We start from the raw sequence: 20,456 nt of genomic DNA, 5'->3' as shown, positions 1-20,456 counted from the left end.
ATATTCTAGTAAACAGGTAAGCAAATAGGCTCACAAGTCTCTTACTATTTTGTTGTTTAAGCTATCAACTCTGGTTTGCTAAGTCGTTAATCTACTTCATATTGCTAGTGCGACAAAATGGTAAATGGAAATGTAACTATACAGGGACTGTGCAAGATGTTTTTAAATGTTTTGTCTAAAGTGTGTTTGTATGTTTTAGCAGCAAGGTGCCTATGCAGCATTTAGAGATTTTTAAAGGATATTTTCGTTTAAATTCTAGTTAGCCTTTATTTAAAGTCTAACTAGAATCCACTTTTAGCAAACTCGCTCGTCTTTACCAAATGCCTCATGATAAGCAATCATAAAGTCTTCACGGATCAACTGCTCTAAATGAATTGCCTGCTCAGTTGGGCAGAAAATCATAATATGCACAAACTGCTCGCCGTTAATGCCACTGGTAATATGAATGTGTGGCTCTGCGCCGGGTAAATCCACACCCGCATGTTTTTCAATCACGCTGTTATAGCGTTTTGCCACTTCACTAAACTCTTCACAATGGGCTTCAATCTTCTCATGTAATTCAGCGAATAGCGGATACAAGTTAACAAACTCAACCACGGTGATATTGAAGTCATGGTAAACATAGCGCTTCATAAAGTTGAGGTTTTTAACGGCATAACTAAAAAACATACTGTTGGGTAAGGTGGCTGTTTTACCGGTAAAGTGATACTGACCATGGTGAAGATCAATTTCTTGAATAACTGTCGCCATCAAGTTGTGCTCAATCACTTCACCACAGATTTTACCTACTTCAATCCAGTCACCAATCACAAATGAACGTGAACTTGCGCGTTGAATTGAGCCAGTGAAACAAAGAATAATCTCTTTTGATGCCACCACAAAAGCAATCGCAATAGCAGTTACAGATAAGGCAAATTTACTGATCTCTGTTTGCCAAAGCATAAACAGAATGACAATGATTAAAATGAAGGTGCCGTTTTTAGTGCGAGACATCCACTTGCGCTGTACCTCTGTCAAAAAGGCGACATCGCCTCGAATGCGAGAGATCACTAAACGCTTAATCATTGAAATGAGAATAATGATTAACACCGTAAGCAATAGCTTATGGGTTAATAAAAAATCGATGGCAATGGCTAGTTGTTCCACAAAATCCCCTGCTAACTCTTATTATTGTTGATGTCAGTTAGGTGCATAAACACTAGGTTTCACGCAATAACAACGATATAGCTCACTCTAAAGTTATCACTATAAAAAAACAAGTTACGCCTTTTAATTGCATAGTTATTAATCAGAATCTTCTTTATAGAGCTAGCAAGCGTTTACATAAAGTTGTAACTGCGCTTTGTTGTTCGGTTTCTGAGGAAAAGTTGACTGTTTAAAACGTTTATTCGTTTTCAAAAAGTGCAGATAAATAAGGATTATCGCTGAATTAGGCCTAATTATTTCGCGACATTTGCTACGTTAAAATAGTCAAAAACTTCAATGTGTAGACAAAAGCTCGATGAGGTGTGTGAACAAATTGTTATTTTTGTGAATTTATTTGCATCATAAAACCTCGGGTTAAACATTGATTTTAAATGGATTAATATTTTTGAAATCCGAGTGAAATACTCAAGCCATATTGTTGAAGTCTTTTTGTCATATTCAAGTATTAGGTTCATCTGCCAATAACTTCATACTTTTAATCCGTCTTCGGAGATGACAATGGACTTGAAACACATTTTTAAACTTGGCGCACTTTCAACAGCAATGGCTTTAGCTGGTTGTGGTGGTGATATTAATATTAATACTGGCGCTGAAGAAGTGGTAACGGAAACACCAACAACGACACCTTCGCAAAGCGAGCAAGCTGCTGCATACAGTGGTTTTGCTGAGCGCAACACTAGCCTGTCGGTAGATGGTAAAGAAGTATGGACGCTTAAAGGCACATTGGCGCCTTCAAGTGCGGCATCAACAGTGGGTAGCGGTGACACTGGTGGCCAAGATGCTGAAACTATCGTGCTAGGTAATGATGTTGTTTGGGAGTTAGACGGCGCCGTTATCGTTGGTGGCGATAAAGAGAGCAGCGTAATACTTGAAGTACGTGCTGGCACTAAAATTATCGGCGGTAGCGACTCATACCTAGTGGTTAGCCGCGACTCTAAAATTCACGCCGAAGGCTCTGAAACGCAGCCAATTGTATTTACCTCAAAAGAAAGCGCTATTGGTCAACCTGGTGAAGCGGGTCAGTGGGGCGGCTTGGTACTACTAGGTAATGCACCAGTGAACACTTGCCCAGATTTAACCGCATGTGACGCAGCATTTGAAGTTGGTAGCCACAACTATGGCGGTGACGATACTGAAGATAGCTCAGGTACATTAAAGTACGTTCGCGTTGAGTTTGGTGGTTTTAAAATTAACGATACCCAAGAAATGAACGGGATCTCGTTTGCTGCTGTAGGTAGCCAAACAGTTGTTGACCATATTCAAGTTCACTTAAATAACGATGACGGTGTTGAGTTTTGGGGTGGTAATGTTTCAATTTCGAACGTGGTACTCACCGAAAACTTTGATGACTCATTAGATTGGACTAACGGTTGGCAAGGTAGTGCACAGCACGTTTATATTCGCCAAGCTGATAACGGTTCTAACCGTGGTATTGAGGCCGACAGTAACAGCGATGCATCGGCAACGCCACAGTCTCAGCCTGCAATTGCTAACGTCACTATTGAAGTTGCCAATGGTGAAAATAGCGGTGGTGACGACGCAGAAGGTATTTTATTCCGTAAAGGCACAGGTGCTCACGCTTATAACGTTTTAGTGAAAGGCGATGTTAACTCTGGTGAGTGTTTAGAAATTAACGATGACAACACTGTAGTGAGTACCCAAGACGGTGCGCTAACTATGCAAAATAGCTTAGTTGACTGTGTTGAGCCATTTAAAGATGCCAAGGTCGATGCTGAAGAAGGTCGCTCACTGGCACTTGACGTTGAAGCTTGGTTCTTAGGTCAAGAGGGCAACTTAGCGGGTGCATCAGATTTAAATGGTTATATGCCGAATACGGCATCAGTCGCGCTAACTGGTGGCGCAGCAGATTTGAGCAACATGGATCAGCGCTTAACTGATGCGCCATACATAGGTGCATTTGACGGCACTAACGATTGGACTGAAGGCTGGACAACAGCCATTCATGATGACGCCACGCCAGCGCCTGTAGCGCTTCCTGTACTAACATCATGCCCTGTAGGCACTAGCGCTGAAAGCGTTGTCGCTGGGATTTATAAAGATGACAGCATCAACTTAGTTTGTACCTTAGAAGGCAATGTGACGAGCAATACCACACTGCTTGCTGGCGAAAATGTGATGTACAAAATTGATGGCGGTGCTGTAGTTGTGGGCGGTGATAACACAGACTCGGCAACTTTAGCGATTCAAGCTGGTACTAAGCTATTTGCCACTGACAACAGCTATATCGCAGTGAGCCGTGGCTCAAAGATTATGGCTAAAGGTAGCGCAGAACACCCAATTGAAATGACTTCAGAGCAAGATGTGATTATGGGCGCTGAAGGGGCTCGCGGCCAATGGGGCGGCTTAGTATTACTGGGTAACGGTTTAACTAATAAGTGTGATGATCCAAATAGCTGTGATGTGGCATTTGAAGTGGGTGACTTTCCATACGGTGGTAATGATAACGCTGATAACAGCGGTCAAATCAGCTATGTAGTGGTGAAGTATGCAGGCTTTAAAGTTAACGATACCCAGGAAATGAACGGTATTTCGTTTGCAGCGGTCGGTAGTGGCACCCAAGTTGATCACATTCAAGTACACGCCAATGGTGATGATGGCGTTGAGTTCTGGGGCGGTGCAGTCAACATGAAGTATGTGTACTTGACTGAAAACTTCGATGATTCACTCGATTGGACTAACGGCTGGCAAGGTAAGGCGCAGTTTGTCTACATCACCCATGAAGATGGAAGTGCTAACCGAGGTATTGAAGGTGATAGCCATAAAGGTACTGGTGATACTCCGGTGTCTAAGCCTGTTCTGTCGAACGTGACAATCTTACCTGGTGTGGATATTGAAAACGCCAGTGGCGATAAAGGCGAAGGGATTTTACTTCGCGTGGCAACCGCGGCTTCACTTAATAACCTACTAGTACAAGGCCGTAAAGGTTCTACATCAACAACTGAAACCGGTGAGTGTTTAGAGCTTGATGGTACTTATGCAGACCTTGTTGATAACGTAACCAATAACGAACTGACTATCTCTCACTCTGTGATTGATTGTAACGAGCCATTCAAATATAGCTCTGACAACGCAGTCACAGCAGATGCAGTAAATGTAGAAACTTGGTTCTTAGGTCAAGCGGGTAACAGCACTGCAGCAGTCACCATTACTGACGGCATGCCAGCAGCAACTGATACCACATTGTTAGGTCAAGGTATTGATATGAGCAGCGATAGCTTCTTTGAATCGACTGATTATATCGGTGCATTTGATGGAACTAACGATTGGCGTCAAGGCTGGGTACATACTCCAAACTAAGTCAGCCTAACTCTCGGGTCTTTTCAAATCCACTCTGTGTTGTTGAGCTGAGATTTGAAAAGAAACGGGAGTGTTTATTGTGTCATTTAAAGCCGCAGTAACGCGGCTTTCATTAAACTGCATTCAGGATTGTCAGTATGAAAACCAAGCCGAACTTTACCTTAACTAGGCTCAGCCTTGCTGTTGCATCGGCAGTGTCTGCAGCTGCAGTATTAGCGGCTGCTCCAAGTTATGCTCAAGACCAAACAATAGATAATGGCGAGGACTTCCCCATTGAGCGCATTGAAGTGACAGGTCGTTTACGTACCTCGGCTTCAGAGGCAATGGAAGAACGCCGCGAACAAATCGCAGTTGCCGATATCATGGGCTCAGAGCAGATTTCGCGTACCGGTGATAGCGATGCTGCATCAGCACTGCGCCGGGTTACAGGCCTAACTCTTAAAGATGGTAAATTTATTTATGTGCGCGGCTTAGGAGAGCGTTACTCAAGCACCTCACTAAATGGTGCTGTAGTGCCATCACCTGATCCCACTCGTAATGTGGTGCCGCTTGATATGTTCCCCGCGTCAATCATTGAGTCATTGTCAGTGCAAAAATCAAGTACTGCTGCAATGCCCGCTGCATTTGGCGGTGGTCATGTTGATATTAGAACTAAATCAATACCAGCAGATCTGTTTTTTAAAGCATCGCTAGGTGGTCGTTTTAACAGTAACGATAGCCAAGATACATATACCTACAACGGCGGCGATGACGACTGGTATGGTAAAGATGATGGCACTCGTGAAATGCCATCAAGTATTAACCAAACTTACAGTCAATATGGCGGCATTAGCCCAATTGATATTGTGACTGGCTCAAACGGCCAAATCGATTTTCAAGCAGCGCAAGAGATGAACCGCCAACTCGGCCTAGATATCAACCGCGACATGACCGTGCAAACTAAAGGCACAGATCCAGGTATTCGCGGCAACATTGCAGTCGGTAACAATTGGGATATTGGCGAAGAATCAATTTTTGGTTTTATGGCTGCTGCTTCTTACAAAGAGCAAGCTGAAAACTATACCAAGCTAGACGTCGAATTAGATGGTGACGAAAACCAAGCACAAATTGAGAATGAAAAGCAGATTGTCGGCACTGATTCAATCGTACAGATCTCCGGCATGCTTAACATGGGCTTTGAGTTCAACGTTGATCATAAAATCGAGACCTTTACGACTTACCTAAGAGATACCTCTGATGATGTGTCGGTTGCGATGGAAGAAACTATCGATACCTTAGGTGAGCCAAACGCGCTGCAAGTTTACAATATTGATTATGAAGAACGATCACTGATTAGCAATCAAATCAAAGGTCAGCATTTTTTTGAGATGTTGTGGGACTTAGAAGCGAACTGGATGTACTCTGATGCTCGCTCAGAGCGCTATGCCCCCAATGAGTTGTCATACACCTATAACGTAGTGGTTGATGACAATAATGGCTTTAGTTCGCGCAACCTTAATACTCAAGATGCGCCAAAATATGTTTATAGCCAATTAGATGATGACACCACTAACTACGGCTGGGATTTATCACTGCCGATAGAGTTTGATAGCACGATAGTGACGATTAAAGGTGGCTATCAGTACTTTGAACGCACCCGTGAAAGTTACGCTACCCGTTTAGGCTTTGATGTGGATTTAAGCCCAACAGATCCTAATGGCGATATTTTATCGCAAGAGTTTAATCAGATCTTTAGCAACGACAATATCGCTAATGATACCTTAGGTTTTGAGCTTAAAGATGCATCGACAGACACTGAAGATTACATTGCTGCTGAAAAGTTAGATGCGGGCTTTGTAAGTGTCGATGTTGATTTTGATGATGTGTGGCGCCTCTATGCTGGCGTGCGTTATGAAGATTTTCGCCGAGTCACTTTGCCAATCGATCCTGATGGTGAGATCTCTGATGAAGGCGGCCGTTATGACTTAACCGATTACGCTATTACTGAAGATGGCTGGTTCCCGTCAATGTCGCTAACTTGGAAAAACACTGATACAACCCAGTGGCGTTTTGGCGCAAGTAAAACCATAGTGCGTCCAGACTTACGTGAAGTATCACCAGTACGCTTCCAAGATCCGGTAACAGGGTTTGATTTTTTTGGTAATCCAGAACTACAAAGCTCTGATATTTATAACTTAGATCTTCGTTGGGAATGGTATGGCGAAACTGGCAACAACCTCAGTGTGGGTGGCTTTTATAAAGACATCGACGCGCCGATTGAGCCTATTCAGCGGATCTCAGAAGCTGGGCGTCAGCTTAAGTTTTACAATGCAGACTCTGGTTATATCTACGGTATCGAAACTGAGTTCCTACAGTCTTTAGGTTTTTTGGGTGCTGAAAATAGTGTGTGGAGCAACTTCTTTGTCGCAGGTAACTTGACCTTAAGTGACTCAGAGATTGAAATTGCACCGAACGGTGAAATTGACCCGACTAATAATAGCCGTCGTATGACAGGCCATTCAGAGTGGGTGACTAACGTGCAACTTAGCTATGACTCCTCTAACGAAGAACACAGTGCCACCTTAGTTTACAACGTGTTTGGTGACCGTATTGCTTATGGTGGTCGCGGTGGACTGGATGATGTGTATGAGCAGCCATTCCAAAGCCTTGATTTTACGTATAGTTACTTCCCGCTAGAAAGTCTCGCGATTAAAGTAAAAGCGAAAAATCTACTGGGCTCAGAAACCGAGTATGAGCAGCAAAACATAACCGTTTATGCCAAAGACCCAGGTACTGAATACACTATCGATATTAGTTATCAGTATTAATACCAATTAGTATAAATAAAACAGGCAGTACAAGCACTAGCGAGTCAGTTATCCGCTAGAAAACGCCGTAAACGATTCTAATCCTTTTGCGTTTACGGTACCAAAGGCCACTTTTTCTGGACAAAAAAGTGGCCTTTTTACGTTTATAACTTTGCATGTTTTTTATTTAAAATGACTCGCTGTAGCCGTATGATTATCATAGATAAATAAATCTCTGAATAAAGCATGCTTTATTTGGGAAAGTTGGAAAAATACGCGAGTCTTTGCATGATAAAGCCATTACCCATCCTGTACTCACTTAGAAATTGCCCCTACGCTATGCGCGCAAGGTTGGCGATATTTGCATCTGAGCAAACGGTTTGTTTGCGCGAAGTATTATTGAGTCAAAAGCCCGCGCCAATGCTAACGGCTTCCCCTAAAGGGACTGTGCCTGTATTGATGCTGCCAAATGGCGAGGTATTAGAACAAAGCCGCGATATTATGCTGTGGGCGTTTGCTCAAAGCGATCCTAACAATTACTTACTCCATCAGCCACTTGGTAATAGCAAGCAAAGCGAAGCGGTTGCAATGCAGCAGTTAATGACTCAGTTTGACAGCGAGTTTATTCCCCGCTTAGAGCACTATCGCAGTGCTAAACGCTATCGAGATCCTAAATTATTGCTGTATCGCGCTGAATGTGAAATTTATTTGCAAAAGTTAGAGTCACATTTAACTGAGCACGACTACTTATTTGCTAGTCAGCCATGCGTTGCTGATTTTGCGATTATGCCTTTTATTCGCCAATTTGCTCGAGTAGAGCGGCAATGGTATCTTCAGTCGCCTTATTCCGAGGTGCGGCGCTGGTTAGATGACTTTTTGCAAAGCCCTATGTTCAGTAAAGTTATGGCGCAATTTCCGGTATGGAAAGAGGGCGCTAATGAGACGTTATTTGGCGGCGTATAAAGCCTAAAAAAGATAACAAAAAAGCCCACAAAACGATGTGAGCTTTCAAGTGGTACAGCTAATAGCGATATTAAGTTACTTGAGTTGAAACTCTGGGCGATAGATTTGCGGCAGTTCAAATATCTTGTGCTCGCCACTCAGTGGGCAAATAAAACTCAAATGGCATGAAGTAAGCTGTAGATTAGGTGTGTTTTCACTGCCATTACCATGCTGTCTGTCACCGACAACAGGGTGGCCTAAACTCGCCATATGGATGCGTATTTGATGTTTACGCCCCGACTCGATTTTTACCTGAACTTTAGACTGATTTAGCTCACTGTTATATTCGAGTATATGAGCATGGGACAGCGCTGATTTATTATCAACATTGGTGTCAATACTGATATTGCCCTCAGGAAACTTACCCTCAACAATCACTTGGTAAAATTTATCTAGCGCACGGGTTTCAAATAAGTGGGCAATGGCTGCGGTTATCTTTTTACTGTGCCCTAGTACTATCAGTCCGCTTGCGGCCATATCGAGTCGGTGAATAATATAGGCGCTACGTGTAGGCTCAATATGAGTTTCAGCGAAACGGTTGATAGTGGTGTGATCGCTCCATTTTGAGCCTTGGCAACGTACACCGAATGGCTTATACCAAATGCTGTATTGGCCTTGATCAAACAACAACTCCGGTGCACTAATAACTTCATCTAGTACGGCTTGGTTGTAATAAAGGTGCAGCTCATCACCCGCCTTTAATGGCTTTTTAGCACGGCGTAAACGATTAGTTTGCTTACCATGGCTATGCCAAACCGCGCCTTTTTGCATAGCTTGTTTAATGATCTGTTTAGATAGGCCAGTATCTTCAGCAAGTAAACTCGCAGCATCAAGTTCTGCTGATTGGACTTTAATATGGGTTTCTATTTTCAAAGGGCTCATGTTTGGCGATGACTATTATAAGGTGTTAGGTAAGCTTGGCGACAATTTTACATGATTCTCGGTGACTTTGCTTATCTGTAGCAGCCAAGCTTTATCTAAAATGAATCGAATGCTGATATTTAAATCTTAGCCTGCTTGTATAACTTAATGGGCTTTATAAGTGCGTGGTGAAAAAGGGCGGTACTAATCATAGCGTCTTATGATGAAAATTTAATGCAAATTGTCTTGTTCTAGCTTGCTGCTAGGCTTAGTGTTTAGTTAATTAAGGTTAGGTAATCCAGCACGCCTTGTAGCTAAGTTAGCGAAGTAACCTTGGACTAAGGTCTTGGTATTACCGATTAAGTTGGAAATGGAGTGAGTTATGGACACGCAGTTAGCATTAAGAATTAACCGTTGGATTGAAAGCGACCCAGATCCGCTAATGCAGCAAGAACTGCAACAGTTGGTGGATGCGAATGATATCAATGAACTAGAAGCGCGTTTTAACGGCCGTTTAGCCTTTGGCACTGCCGGCCTTCGTGGGGTGGTTGGTGCAGGGCCAACACGTATGAACCGCTTAGTTGTGCAGCAAACAACGGCAGGTTTAGGCGCTTATTTAAAGGCGCAAATTAGCGATGTTGCAACCCGTGGCGTGATTATTGGTTATGACGGTCGCCATGACTCAAAGCAATTTGCTCACGATGCTGCAGGTGTATTAACAGCTTTAGGGATTAAGGTTTATCTTACTGCTGATGTTGCCGCTACGCCGTTAGTCGCATTTGGGGTTCTGCATTTAGGCGCTGCGGCGGGCATTGTGGTTACTGCGAGTCACAACCCACCACAATATAACGGTTACAAAGTTTATTGGGGTAATGGCGCGCAAATTATTCCGCCACATGATAGTGGTATTGCAGCTTGTATTGATAAGGCTGCAACAGAAAACATTAGCTTATTAGGCGCCAATAAAGCGCGAGCAACAAACTTACTCGTTATGCTGGAAGATGAATTTTATCAAGCTTATCGCAGTGGGGTTAATCAAGCCGGCGTTTTACAAAATCATACACAACCAGATTTGGTTAGCTTAGCTTATACCGCTATGCACGGTGTGGGTAACAAGATGGCGCTTGATGTGCTCAAAGACGCAGGTTTTACCAAGGTCTACTCGGTAGCTGAGCAAGCGCAGCCAGATGGCGATTTTCCAACGGTGAATTTTCCGAATCCTGAAGAGAAAGGCGCAATGGATATGGTGATTGCCGAGGCGAAAAAGCATGGCGCTATGCTAGCTTGCGCCAATGATCCAGATGCTGACCGTTTTGCGGTTGCTGTACGCACTGATAGTGGCGATTACCAGATGTTAACCGGTGATCAAGTGGGAGTGCTGTTCGGCCATTACTTGCTGACCCATGCTAATGAAAATGAAAAGCTGACCTGTACCACTATTGTGTCTTCAAGCTTATTATCAAAAGTAGCGCAAAGCTTACAGGCTAATTGCCGCACTACACTTACAGGCTTTAAGTGGCTGACAAATGTAGGGATGAGCGAAGAAACGGATAATAACCGCTTTATTTTTGCCTATGAGGAAGCGTTAGGTTACACCGTTGGCTCTATGGTATGGGATAAAGACGGTTTATCAGCGCTAGTGGCGTTTGCGCAGTTGACCGCTGAGCTTGCTAGTCAAGGTCAAACCATTTGGGACAGATTAGAAAGCATTTATCGTCAGCATGGCTTCCACTTAAATGCTCAGGTGAGCATTGCACTTAAACCAACTACGCCAAACATCGGTGCTTATTTACGTGAACATCCACCGTTAGCGATTGCCGGGCATAAAGTGGTATCAACCGATGATATCAGCATCAGCAAACGTCTGTTTAGCGATGGCCGAGAAGAAACAATAGTCTTACCAACCAGCGATGTGCTGATTTATCGTTTAGACAATGGCGCGAGGGTGATTGTAAGACCGTCAGGTACTGAGCCTAAAACCAAATGCTATTACGAAGTTGTAGCAACAATGACAGCGAGTGATACGTTAGTAAGTGCCCAGCAACGCGCTCAAGATGAAATGGATCGTTTTATTCGCGAGCATCAGTCAGGGTTACCGCAGTAATGAGCTAGAACGGTTATAACTGCCAGCCAAAGGGCTGCTAACATTATTAGCAGGATAATGATTAACACGATATAGAGAGCAGCGTAAGCTGCTCTTTTTCACTTTGTGAATCGAATGTTGCTCTAAAGCAGAACCTAAAAATTTTCAAAAAATATTCGCTGCGTCAAATCCTGTCGCAAGCTGGTATTATGCTAACTGCATAGAAGTTATTGAGAAAATGTAGATGCAAGCAAATATCCAGCGCCAACTTGTTATGTTAGAGCTAATCCCTACAGCGCCAAGGCGTGTAACTGCCAATATGTTAACTGACATGCTGCATAACCGTGGCTATGAAGTCGGTCTGCGCACAGTGCAGCGGGAGCTTAAGGCCATGTATGATATGGGGCTATTTGGACTAGCTTTAGATGAGCGCTGTAAACCTTTTGGTTGGTCAATCGCAGCCTGTTGGCGCGGCCTTAATTTGACCTTGATGGACCAGCATATGGCGCTGGGGCTGCATATTTTAAAACGCAATGCACAGCAGTTGTTACCGCGAGAGAGTATTGAGCAACTAAAGCCTTATTTTGATCGTGCTGATCAGGTTTTAGCAAATGATCCTAATAATCCTTGGCTTTATTGGGCATGCCGTGTTGCGCAGCTACCTGAGCCTTATCCATGCACTTATTTAGAGTCAGATCCGGAAATACTTAAAACGGTTCAATATGCACTGCTACACAAACGTCAAATTGCCTGCCAAATTGAAAGGGTGATAAAAGGTAAGCGTTACTGGATTGATTACCAACCGGTGAACCCTGAAGGAATTAAAATTTCAGATGGCGTTGCTTTACTCGCATTTACTGTTGGTACGACCCACGTAACTCGCTACGCCAAGCCAATAAACTTATTGCGTAATGTCAGGCTACTCGATACTGCTGCTATTACACGAGATGATTTTGATATCGAGCTCAGTGCTCAGGCGCGAGGAGGAGCTCCGATTGACATTGAGTTACTGTTTGCACCATCGGCAAGTTTTATTTTACGTGGGGCTAAGTTAAGTGATAACCAAACCATAGAGCAGGTCGCTGACGGACGTTACTTAGTCAAGGCTAAAGTTAATGACACGCCAAAATTACGAGCTTGGTTGTGGAATATGACTGATAAGGTTGAAGTTATGGCGCCAGTAAAACTAAGGTCTCACTTTATTGGTCTTATCAACAAAATGAATACGCGATACCAAACTCGATATCAAAACGCTGCGACGGACCTTGTCGCGCCACTCAGTTAAGCTCCTAATATCTCAATTTAGGAGTACGCTAAATGTTTGATTTAGTCAGTCAAAACCAACATGCACCTCGTATCGCAGTATTTGGCGTAGGGGGCTGCGGTTGTAATACCATTAATCAATTAAGTCAGTCTGCTTTACACGAAAATGTAGAGCTTATTGCGGTAAATACTGACGCACAATCGTTAATGATTTCTCAGTGCAGTACCCGTTTACAGATTGGATTAGAGGTGACCAAAGGGCTCGGTGCAGGAGCAAACCCTGAAAAAGGCTGTCAGGCTGCTAAAGAATCAGAAGTCACATTGAAAGAGCATATAGAGCGCGCTGATATTATCTTTATTACCGGGGGAATGGGCGGTGGCACGGGGACTGGCGCCATTCCATTTATTGCTGAAATAGCTGCAGAGCTTAATAAGCCCTTGGTCGCGGTTGTGACAACGCCTTTTAGTTTTGAAGGTCAAAACAGGAGTGCTCTAGCTCAAGCGGGTGTTGAACTGCTTATGCAGCATTCCAATGCGGTGATTGTTCTACCTAATGACAAGTTGATGGACGCTCTTGATAAAAAGATTAGATTAATCAATGCTTTTTTTGAAAGTAATCGTGTGTTGCAAGATGTCTTACAAGGCTTAACCACGACTATTAGTCAATCTGGGCTGATTAATATTGACTTAAATGATTTTATCGCTGTGATCAGCCATCAAGGTCGAGCCGCGATGGGAGTCGCTAGGCAGCTAGAAGGTGAGGAGTTACAACTTACAATAAGTAACGCCCTTAAAAATCCGTTACAGGAAAACGTAGATTTAACCCAAGCTCAAGGCGCGATAGTCAGTGTGATAGCGACTGATAATATCGAGTTAAGCCAATACCATAAAATAGGCGAAACTTTACATCAGCAACTGGCTCCTGGAGCGTTTGTGATTATCGGTTTGACCATAGTCCCTGAGCTTGATTGTGAGCTAGAGCTAATGGTTATTGCCACTGGGATCCAAGCGCAAGCAAACATGGCTGGTAACAACTTGAACACTCTTGAAGTGGCTAGTGAAGCAGGAGCTATTGATGAAACAAAAGAAAGCATGGTTAAGCCAAGGTTTGTTAGTTCAGAGTTGGTTAATGTGCATGACTTTTTAAAACAAAAGGCTGTCTCAAATCCTGCGCCAAACACTTTGCGGAGCAATACAGACGAACATTCGACATCGGTGTTAGAGATCCCTACTTATACCCGAAGACTGCAAGTGAATGAGCCTTAGTGCAACAAAATAAAAAGCCCCTATCGTTAAGAAAGGGGCTGTACTTTGTTGTTACTCTAAGTTGCTAGTAATGGGAGCTAGAACTTAGTGTTCGTTGATGCAATTGATTCAGGTTTCACCTCTGGAATAGCAAGTTCTAGTGAACGAACATAGCTTGTTCCTTGCGTTGTGATCCCGCCTTCGTAGTCACGGCTGCCATCAGGTGTAACGACTGACACTTCACTTGGGTTCCACGCTTCAAAGAAGCTAGTTAGATCATAACCAGATACTTGAGAAGCACAGGCCATGAGTAAGTCACCTTCACGCAGACCTAAAGAGTTTCGTGCTGAACAAACTTGATTATTGATGTTGCGTGCTTCGCGGTGCATCATCTTAATCATGTTCCAACCTTCGTCTTTACCGTAATAGCTAGGAATTGCGTCCGCTTCAAAATGATCGGCAATCTTAAAGTGGCTTTCGCCCCAGATTTTTAATTGCGCAAACATTACTAAGCGTGAACCTGCATCACCGTGACTCCAAACATGGCCGTGATCGCGGTCAATCATCATAGGCGCTTTTTGGATGTCAGTTTTAATGCGATCCATTTCGCCCATGCCATTATCACGCTGCTCTTGCATGTACAGTGCTAGGATATTGTTAGCAACTTCGGTGGCACCTTTTACGTTAAATGGCGCTGCTGCTAAGTTATGACCCACCTCATGCCACAATAACCAGTCATTAACCGGGTTAGTTGGTATGGTGCTGCTATTAGGCTTGTAAGTTGTGCTCATAACGGGGTAGCCAGAGTGCGCCGCGCCAATTGAGATCTGCACATCGTTTACAAAACGGTGGCTATGCTCAGGTAATGACTTGTCGGTAAAACGTCTGTTACCCACTGAGTTATCGCGAGCATGGAAATCACTGGCTTTGTTAGCAAAGCTGTTCATGCCGTTAGCAAACTCTTGGATATTAGTCTTAGCAACGTTTTTCACTGGTGTAGTGTAAACAAAGTGACCAGTAACAATCTCAGCTAAAGGCACATCTGAGTTAACAGGATTTTGCCAGTTACCATCTTTCCATAAAGAGGCTTGTAACACATTGCTAAAGCCAAACTCGACTAAGTTTTCTGTGTCAGTTTTAGCTGGTTTGATATAAATCAGGCCGCCATAAGGTGCGATGATTTCAGTGCTTGTTCCTGCTTTATGGCTCCAGGATTTTTGTACGCGAGAAGGTCGCTTAAGTGCCACTTCATGCTGGTGTTTACCGGTGACATCATCAACTAGCGCAACGGTAATCGTTGCATCATGATCGCCTGTTACTGTCACTGGAGCATGTTTAATTGCCCAAAGACCAGTCGATTGCATGTTGTTTGCTGTACCAACAACGGCATTGTTGAAAGTTTCAATTTCAACGTTTGCATTGCTACCCACTTTAGCTGTGTTACCAGGATAAATGCTGGTATCAACACTAATTTCGTTATCCCAATATGAACGGCCAAGCATAATACGAGTTAACGGTTTTTCTTGGTAGTTTAATGGGTAACTTGGGTTTAGCTCGCCAGTTTCGGTAAGCATGCCGTAGCTTGTTAACTTAGCACGAGTTTGCTCGCTACAAGCATTGTCAGGTTGATGCTCATCAGAGGTATAACAGTTTAAAAACTCAACAGCTTGTTTAAAGCCTAGTTCGTCTTGAGCACTTGCATCGTACTTGTACTGCTCGTCATTCCAGAACCAAATAGACAGGTTATCGTAGGTTTGGTTTAACTCATTTAATGATAAACGTGTGCCTTCGATGCCTTTACTGCGGTAGTAGATTTCATGTTGGTAAAGTTTTTCAACATTAGCGCCAAGGTTTGCCGCTTTCACCATGGTTGCAACTACGTCAGGACTTATTTCATAACGCGTAAATCTAGGACGGTAATATCGTTTACCTGTTGTTAAACCATGACCTTTACGGGTTTCAATACAGCCAATCTCATAGTCGTAGTTAGCGTCAGTACATTCTTTGACTTTTGGAAATGCGGTTTGAATCTCCTTGACGGCCGCTAAGCGTTCTTGCTCGTTTTTAACGCTAAAAAACGCAAAGTTCTTTTTCTCAGTACCGTCACTGTTTTTGGTTGTGTAGCTAGCAACATCAAAGGTCGGTTTGTCGATAGGGCTTGGGAATGTGACGGTGCCATCTTGGTTGATCACAAACTTCGACATATCGTCAAACTTTTCGTAGGTTACAAGTGTGTCGGTGAAGCTCGCACGGGCATTAGGATAGGGCGCTTGGCAATAATAACTCTCACCACAATAAGCTTGACGCGTACGCGCCAGATTAGCACCACCTAAGGCTATTCCTGCAGTATCTGCAAGACGAGCAATTGGCTCAGGGTTTAGCTGCTCAATACCGTCCATAAACAGTACATTGCCGCCAGCATTGATATAGTTAATTAGCGCGGTAATGTCGGTTGCGGTGAGTTTTGGCTGGTCAATATCCGCGAGCACTTTGCCGCTCATTCCGTCACCAAAAATACCAGTTTCATAAGCCTGTAAGATCAAAAATGGCATTGTTTGTGGGTCAAGGCCATCGTAACCACCGCTAGCAATGGGTTCGACAGTTAGTTTGTAAGAGTCATCAACAAAGAAGTCATATAGCTTGTTTGAGTTAACATTTGACTGCCACACTTTACCTATATTCGAACCCACAGTAACGCTATTGCTGCCATAGTTATACTCTGGCGCAAACCAAGTGAACATGTTCATAAAGAATGTTGGCATACTGCCGTTATCTTTACCCGCATCTTCACCACCGGCCCAGTAGCTATCTGGTTTACTTAGGATATTTGGATAAAGGCTGTTACCCATAAATACCACATGGCCTTTACCAATTTCGCCCGCTGTAATCACTGGTAAATTGTAGGTCGCGGTATCTTTGCCAACTAACTCAGGTCTTTTTAATACAACATCTGAGTTGGCATCAATGATCTTGGCATCGGTGACATAAGGGAAGCCATCATTACGACGGTTAGCTTGCTCTGCACCAAAAGGTAGCCAGAAGTTAACATCGTTACGTGGCATTAATACTGGGAATGCAGTGTTAGAGGTGTTCATTGAACGCATGAAACGCGCGAAGCCCACTTCTCCATAAAATGCGGTGTTATCATGGAAAACATGGAACTGATCTACGTCGGTATACAATTGCTTTAGTGTATCAGTTACATACTGACTCTTTTGCAATAGAGGGCTTGCAACCTGATAACGTGCAGCAGGGTTTTGATTCAGCTCTGTATCAATGATTTGCGCTAGGCCACTATCAAACTGCGCATTAAACTCATTTGGCACCCGGAACTGGGTATCTTCAATTTGCGCGCCATTAGGCAGGTTAATATTAATGATTTCATTAATCGCATTTGGATACTGAGCGAAAACTTGATGCACCTTATCATCAAAGCTAACAACTTCATGTGAATGCGTTGCGTAGCGCGCAGTTAGCGCATCAATATTGCGCTTAACAATTTCATTTTCAGAGACATCAGATAACTTGTAGTCAACTTGATTACCTTTGACTGAACCAAAGGTAAATGTATCGATACCAAAGGTGATTGTTTCACCCCAAACATAAGCAATAGCACCTGTCTCATCAGTGATACCACGCGATGATTTGGTGTAGTAGTTTACGCCTTTGACAGGTTTACCGTCTGCATCACTTAATACACTCGTAGTTAGTACTTGTGCGTCGCTGTTAGGCTTATAAGTGTATGCGTCTTCAGCTGCTGCAGATACAAAGCTTGCGTTGATGTCAGGTTTAGCACCCACAGTAACTTCTGGTGTTAGGGTGTTGTCGACGTGTGAGCTCGGCGCCTTATCGACTTCATCAGTTTCTTCAGCTGCGGGTGGATTTAAAAATGCATCAATATCTTGACTGTTACCGCTAGAAAATAGCGGTGCAACATCAAAGCTGTCTAATTCATCTAAACAGATTTCAGTTGTGATAGCTGGGCAGGTACTGATTTTTGCCATGACGTTTGCGCCATCAGTGACACTAATTGCATGTGACCACTCATCTTTCATGTCTAACGCCATCGCGTTATGAGTATCACGTGTCCAGCCTTCTGGTAGCGGAATATCTTGGTTTAACAGCTCTAATGAGCCGTAAGAGCAGCTGACGTTATCGCCATCTTTAAAGGTAAAGTGCCCTGTATCACCTAAAGTTTGGCCATTACAGCTAATGTGGCCTGATAAGGTTTTACCATTTAGTAATAAACTACCTTGATAGGTTTTTATCGCAGGCAGAATTTCTGTTGGTGGAATGGTTTCAGTTGCGCCACTAAAACATTGCTTATTGGTATAGGTCTCTTGCTCTGCAACTAAGTTTGCTAGTGCGCTTTGGCAAGCTTCTGTGCTTGGGTAAGCGTTTGCTTTAAGTGCATCGCTGTTACTAATTTGCTCTTTTGAGTCAGTGCTACAGAAAAAGTGTTCACTAGTGGATAGCGTTTGCTTAAACGTCTCTTCGCAAAGTTTGTCATCAATGATGTCAAATGATGGAAGAGTAGGATTTACTGTCCCGTCAGAGCCGTCCCCACAGGCGGTCAATAAATTGCTTATTACTACAGCAAGTATTAATTTTTTCATTCTTTAATCTCATTACCAAAAGCAAAGGTGCTTTCTTTAAAACCTATCCGCGATTGCGATTAGGCCTTAGAGAAAAGCTCTTTAAATTTAAACGTGTGTTAACTACAGGTTTGAAGCGTTAATTAATCGAGGTGATGATTAAACGTTAAGGCGACAGGAAAGTTTAAATATTGAGTTTTTAGTGCAAATCCAAGTAAAAAAGGCCGGATATTATCTCAATAAACGACCCGAAAATATAATGTTATTTAACTAAGTGGTTAACTACATTGGTTAAATTGGCATCAGGCTTGATTGCTGTAAGCGAGGCAGAATGGGGTTAATAGTGCATCTAAATAGTGTTTTTTGCGTAAATTTAACACTAGAATTATTAGTGAACTTTTGCAGATTAAAAGGCACGTCAATTGAGCGCTAGTTGCTATTAATATAAATTCTGTGGATGTAATCTTTTGAGTTTTAAGTTATCAACTCGCTGCTGCACATTAGACCTGCTTTTAAGTAAGCCTAGTTAAAAATCGGTGCTAAGTGCGGCAATGAGTCATTAGATTGAAATGCGCCTTATAGCCCAGCGTAGGCTTTATTGACTTCTTCACTAATAATCGCAATACCTGCGCGCATCTTAGCTTCGTCTTGCACATAGTTCATACGTAAACATTGGTGCGCGTGTTGCCACGCTTGTTTTTGGCCAAAGAAGAAATACTCGCCTGGCACAATCAATACTCCACGCGCTTTTAAGCGTTTATAAAGCTCCATGGTATTAATTGGCAATTCATCAAACCATAGCCAAAGGAACATCGCGCCTTCTGGCTTATGGATTTTAAAACGCTTGTCACTAATAGATTGCTGCAATAAATCGACCGCGAACTCCGATTTTTGCTGATAAAAAGGCTTGATAACGTCTTCACTTAAACGCAATAAATCGCCCGACTCAATCATATGTTTGGCAATAGCAGGGCCAAAACCGCCAGGTGCTAAGCTAATAATACCGTTTAGGTTAGTGAGTGCTTGAGTGATCTCTTCACTCGCGATAACAATACCGCAGCGTACGCCGGGTAAGCCAAGTTTAGATAAACTCATACATAAAATGGTATTGCTGTTCCAAAAAGGCGTTACATCCTCAAAGATGATGTTAGGAAAAGGCGTACCATAAGCATTATCAATTATCAGCGGAATATTGTGAGCGCGAGCTAACTCATCAAGCTGGGCAACCTCATTATCGGTAAGCACATTGCCTGTTGGGTTGGTTGGTCGTGACACGCAAATAGCAGCGATAGATTCATCGACTTCTAATTGCTGAAAATCAACATGATACTTAAACATGCGATTTTCGAGCATTTCAATATCTGGGCGATAAGACACAAAAATATCGTCATCAAGGCCGGCGTCAGCGTAACCGATATACTCTGGTGCAAGTGGCAATAAAATCTTCTTAAGTTTGCCATCAACTTGCTTACCCGCTAACAGATTAAACAGGTAAAAGAAGGCGCTTTGGCTACCGTTACTTAGGCTGATATTTTTCTCGCTAATATCCCAGCCGTAGGTTTCACGTAAAAGTGATGCTAACGCTTTAAGAAAGCCATCTTTGCCTTGTGGGCCGTCATAGTTGCTGAGCGCGGCAACGAGTTCGCCATTGGCCAGCATATCAGTGGTCGCTTGTTGAAAATAATCCTGCATTGCCGGTATTGCGGCAGGGTTGCCACCACCAAGCATAATTGCTCCGGGAGTCGATAAGCCTTCATTAAGATCATCCATCAACTGAGTAATCCCGGAGTAACGATTAAATTTTTCACCAAACTTTGAAAACTGCATGCTATCTCGTACCACTATTGCCTATGTATGCCTGTAGTAACAATACTCAGAGTAAAAGGCACTTATTTTTTCAGTTTTTAGTGACTAATTTGGCATAAGTCATATTTTACTGATGAAATCGTAAATTTTTTGCGCAGTTATTTGATTTGCAGCAAAAGTGCTCATTTTGCGCAGAATCTAACTCGCCACGCTTTACTCGGCTGAACTAGCGCCTATTACTATTGTTAAACTGGCTGAGTTTTCTTACTATCAATGCAAATTAAAAAACAA

General features: G+C 43.1%; 10 protein-coding genes. 6 read left to right on the top strand and 4 right to left on the bottom strand.

All coding sequences use genetic code 11. From position 1 onward, the window contains the following. Positions 1 to 294: 294 nt before the first annotated feature. Entirely contained in the window at positions 295 to 1,146 is an 852-nt protein-coding gene (locus tag MSG37_RS04310; protein ID WP_248469347.1) for a mechanosensitive ion channel family protein, read from the bottom strand. Between the two features lie 558 nt (positions 1,147 to 1,704). Here MSG37_RS04310 and MSG37_RS04305 point away from each other — a divergent pair. From MSG37_RS04305 to MSG37_RS04295, 3 genes are all read left to right on the top strand, one after another. Continuing rightward, entirely contained in the window at positions 1,705 to 4,524 is a 2,820-nt protein-coding gene (locus tag MSG37_RS04305; protein ID WP_248469346.1) for a hypothetical protein, read from the top strand. 137 nt (positions 4,525 to 4,661) lie between these two features. Further along, positions 4,662 to 7,331 (top strand): TonB-dependent receptor, encoded by a 2,670-nt coding sequence (locus tag MSG37_RS04300; protein ID WP_248469345.1) that lies wholly within the window; start codon positions 4,662 to 4,664, stop codon positions 7,329 to 7,331. Between the two features lie 267 nt (positions 7,332 to 7,598). After that, the gene (locus MSG37_RS04295; protein ID WP_248469344.1) at positions 7,599 to 8,273 is read left to right on the top strand and encodes a glutathione S-transferase; all 675 of its coding nucleotides are present in this window, start codon (positions 7,599 to 7,601) and stop codon (positions 8,271 to 8,273) included. Positions 8,274 to 8,348: 75 nt separating this feature from the next. Here MSG37_RS04295 and MSG37_RS04290 read toward each other — a convergent pair whose 3' ends face one another. Further along, positions 8,349 to 9,194, bottom strand: coding sequence for an RluA family pseudouridine synthase (locus MSG37_RS04290; RefSeq protein WP_248469343.1), 846 nt, complete (start codon positions 9,192 to 9,194; stop codon positions 8,349 to 8,351). Positions 9,195 to 9,555: 361 nt separating this feature from the next. Here MSG37_RS04290 and MSG37_RS04285 point away from each other — a divergent pair, with 361 nt between their 5' ends. The 3 genes from MSG37_RS04285 (at position 9,556) to ftsZ (ending at position 13,785) form a co-directional block, all read left to right on the top strand. Next, positions 9,556 to 11,277, top strand: a complete 1,722-nt coding sequence (locus tag MSG37_RS04285) for a phospho-sugar mutase (RefSeq protein ID WP_248469342.1) — start codon at positions 9,556 to 9,558, stop codon at positions 11,275 to 11,277. Positions 11,278 to 11,500: 223 nt separating this feature from the next. Then, positions 11,501 to 12,541, top strand: coding sequence for a WYL domain-containing protein (locus MSG37_RS04280; RefSeq protein ID WP_248469341.1), 1,041 nt, complete (start codon positions 11,501 to 11,503; stop codon positions 12,539 to 12,541). A 32-nt stretch (positions 12,542 to 12,573) separates the two neighbouring features. Further along, on the top strand, positions 12,574 to 13,785 hold the full coding sequence (gene ftsZ, locus MSG37_RS04275) for a cell division protein FtsZ (RefSeq protein WP_248469340.1): 1,212 nt from the start codon (positions 12,574 to 12,576) through the stop codon (positions 13,783 to 13,785). A gap of 77 nt (positions 13,786 to 13,862) precedes the next feature. Here ftsZ and MSG37_RS04270 read toward each other — a convergent pair whose 3' ends face one another. Together MSG37_RS04270 and MSG37_RS04265 are read right to left on the bottom strand one after the other, a co-directional pair. Beyond that, positions 13,863 to 18,380 (bottom strand): SslE/AcfD family lipoprotein zinc metalloprotease, encoded by a 4,518-nt coding sequence (locus tag MSG37_RS04270; RefSeq protein WP_248469339.1) that lies wholly within the window; start codon positions 18,378 to 18,380, stop codon positions 13,863 to 13,865. 555 nt (positions 18,381 to 18,935) lie between these two features. Continuing rightward, on the bottom strand, positions 18,936 to 20,186 hold the full coding sequence (locus tag MSG37_RS04265) for a valine--pyruvate transaminase (RefSeq protein WP_248469338.1): 1,251 nt from the start codon (positions 20,184 to 20,186) through the stop codon (positions 18,936 to 18,938). Between the last annotated feature and the right edge of the window lie 270 nt (positions 20,187 to 20,456).

Origin of the sequence: Shewanella sp. 1CM18E (assembly GCF_023161665.1) — a bacterium.
Lineage (GTDB): Bacteria > Pseudomonadota > Gammaproteobacteria > Enterobacterales > Shewanellaceae > Shewanella.
This window is presented reverse-complemented; position numbering and strand designations above follow the sequence as displayed.

Bases quoted from the DNA above. Each gene is read 5' to 3' on its own strand.
- MSG37_RS04305 (WP_248469346.1), top strand. From the start codon at position 1,705: ATGGACTTGAAACACATTTTTAAACTTGGCGCACTTTCAACAGCAATG.
- MSG37_RS04265 (WP_248469338.1), bottom strand. From the start codon at position 20,186: ATGCAGTTTTCAAAGTTTGGTGAAAAATTTAATCGTTACTCCGGGATT.
- MSG37_RS04285 (WP_248469342.1), top strand. From the start codon at position 9,556: ATGGACACGCAGTTAGCATTAAGAATTAACCGTTGGATTGAAAGCGAC.
- MSG37_RS04290 (WP_248469343.1), bottom strand. From the start codon at position 9,194: ATGAGCCCTTTGAAAATAGAAACCCATATTAAAGTCCAATCAGCAGAA.
- MSG37_RS04280 (WP_248469341.1), top strand. From the start codon at position 11,501: ATGCAAGCAAATATCCAGCGCCAACTTGTTATGTTAGAGCTAATCCCT.
- MSG37_RS04300 (WP_248469345.1), top strand. From the start codon at position 4,662: ATGAAAACCAAGCCGAACTTTACCTTAACTAGGCTCAGCCTTGCTGTT.
- MSG37_RS04295 (WP_248469344.1), top strand. From the start codon at position 7,599: ATGATAAAGCCATTACCCATCCTGTACTCACTTAGAAATTGCCCCTAC.
- MSG37_RS04270 (WP_248469339.1), bottom strand. From the start codon at position 18,380: ATGAAAAAATTAATACTTGCTGTAGTAATAAGCAATTTATTGACCGCC.
- ftsZ (WP_248469340.1), top strand. From the start codon at position 12,574: ATGTTTGATTTAGTCAGTCAAAACCAACATGCACCTCGTATCGCAGTA.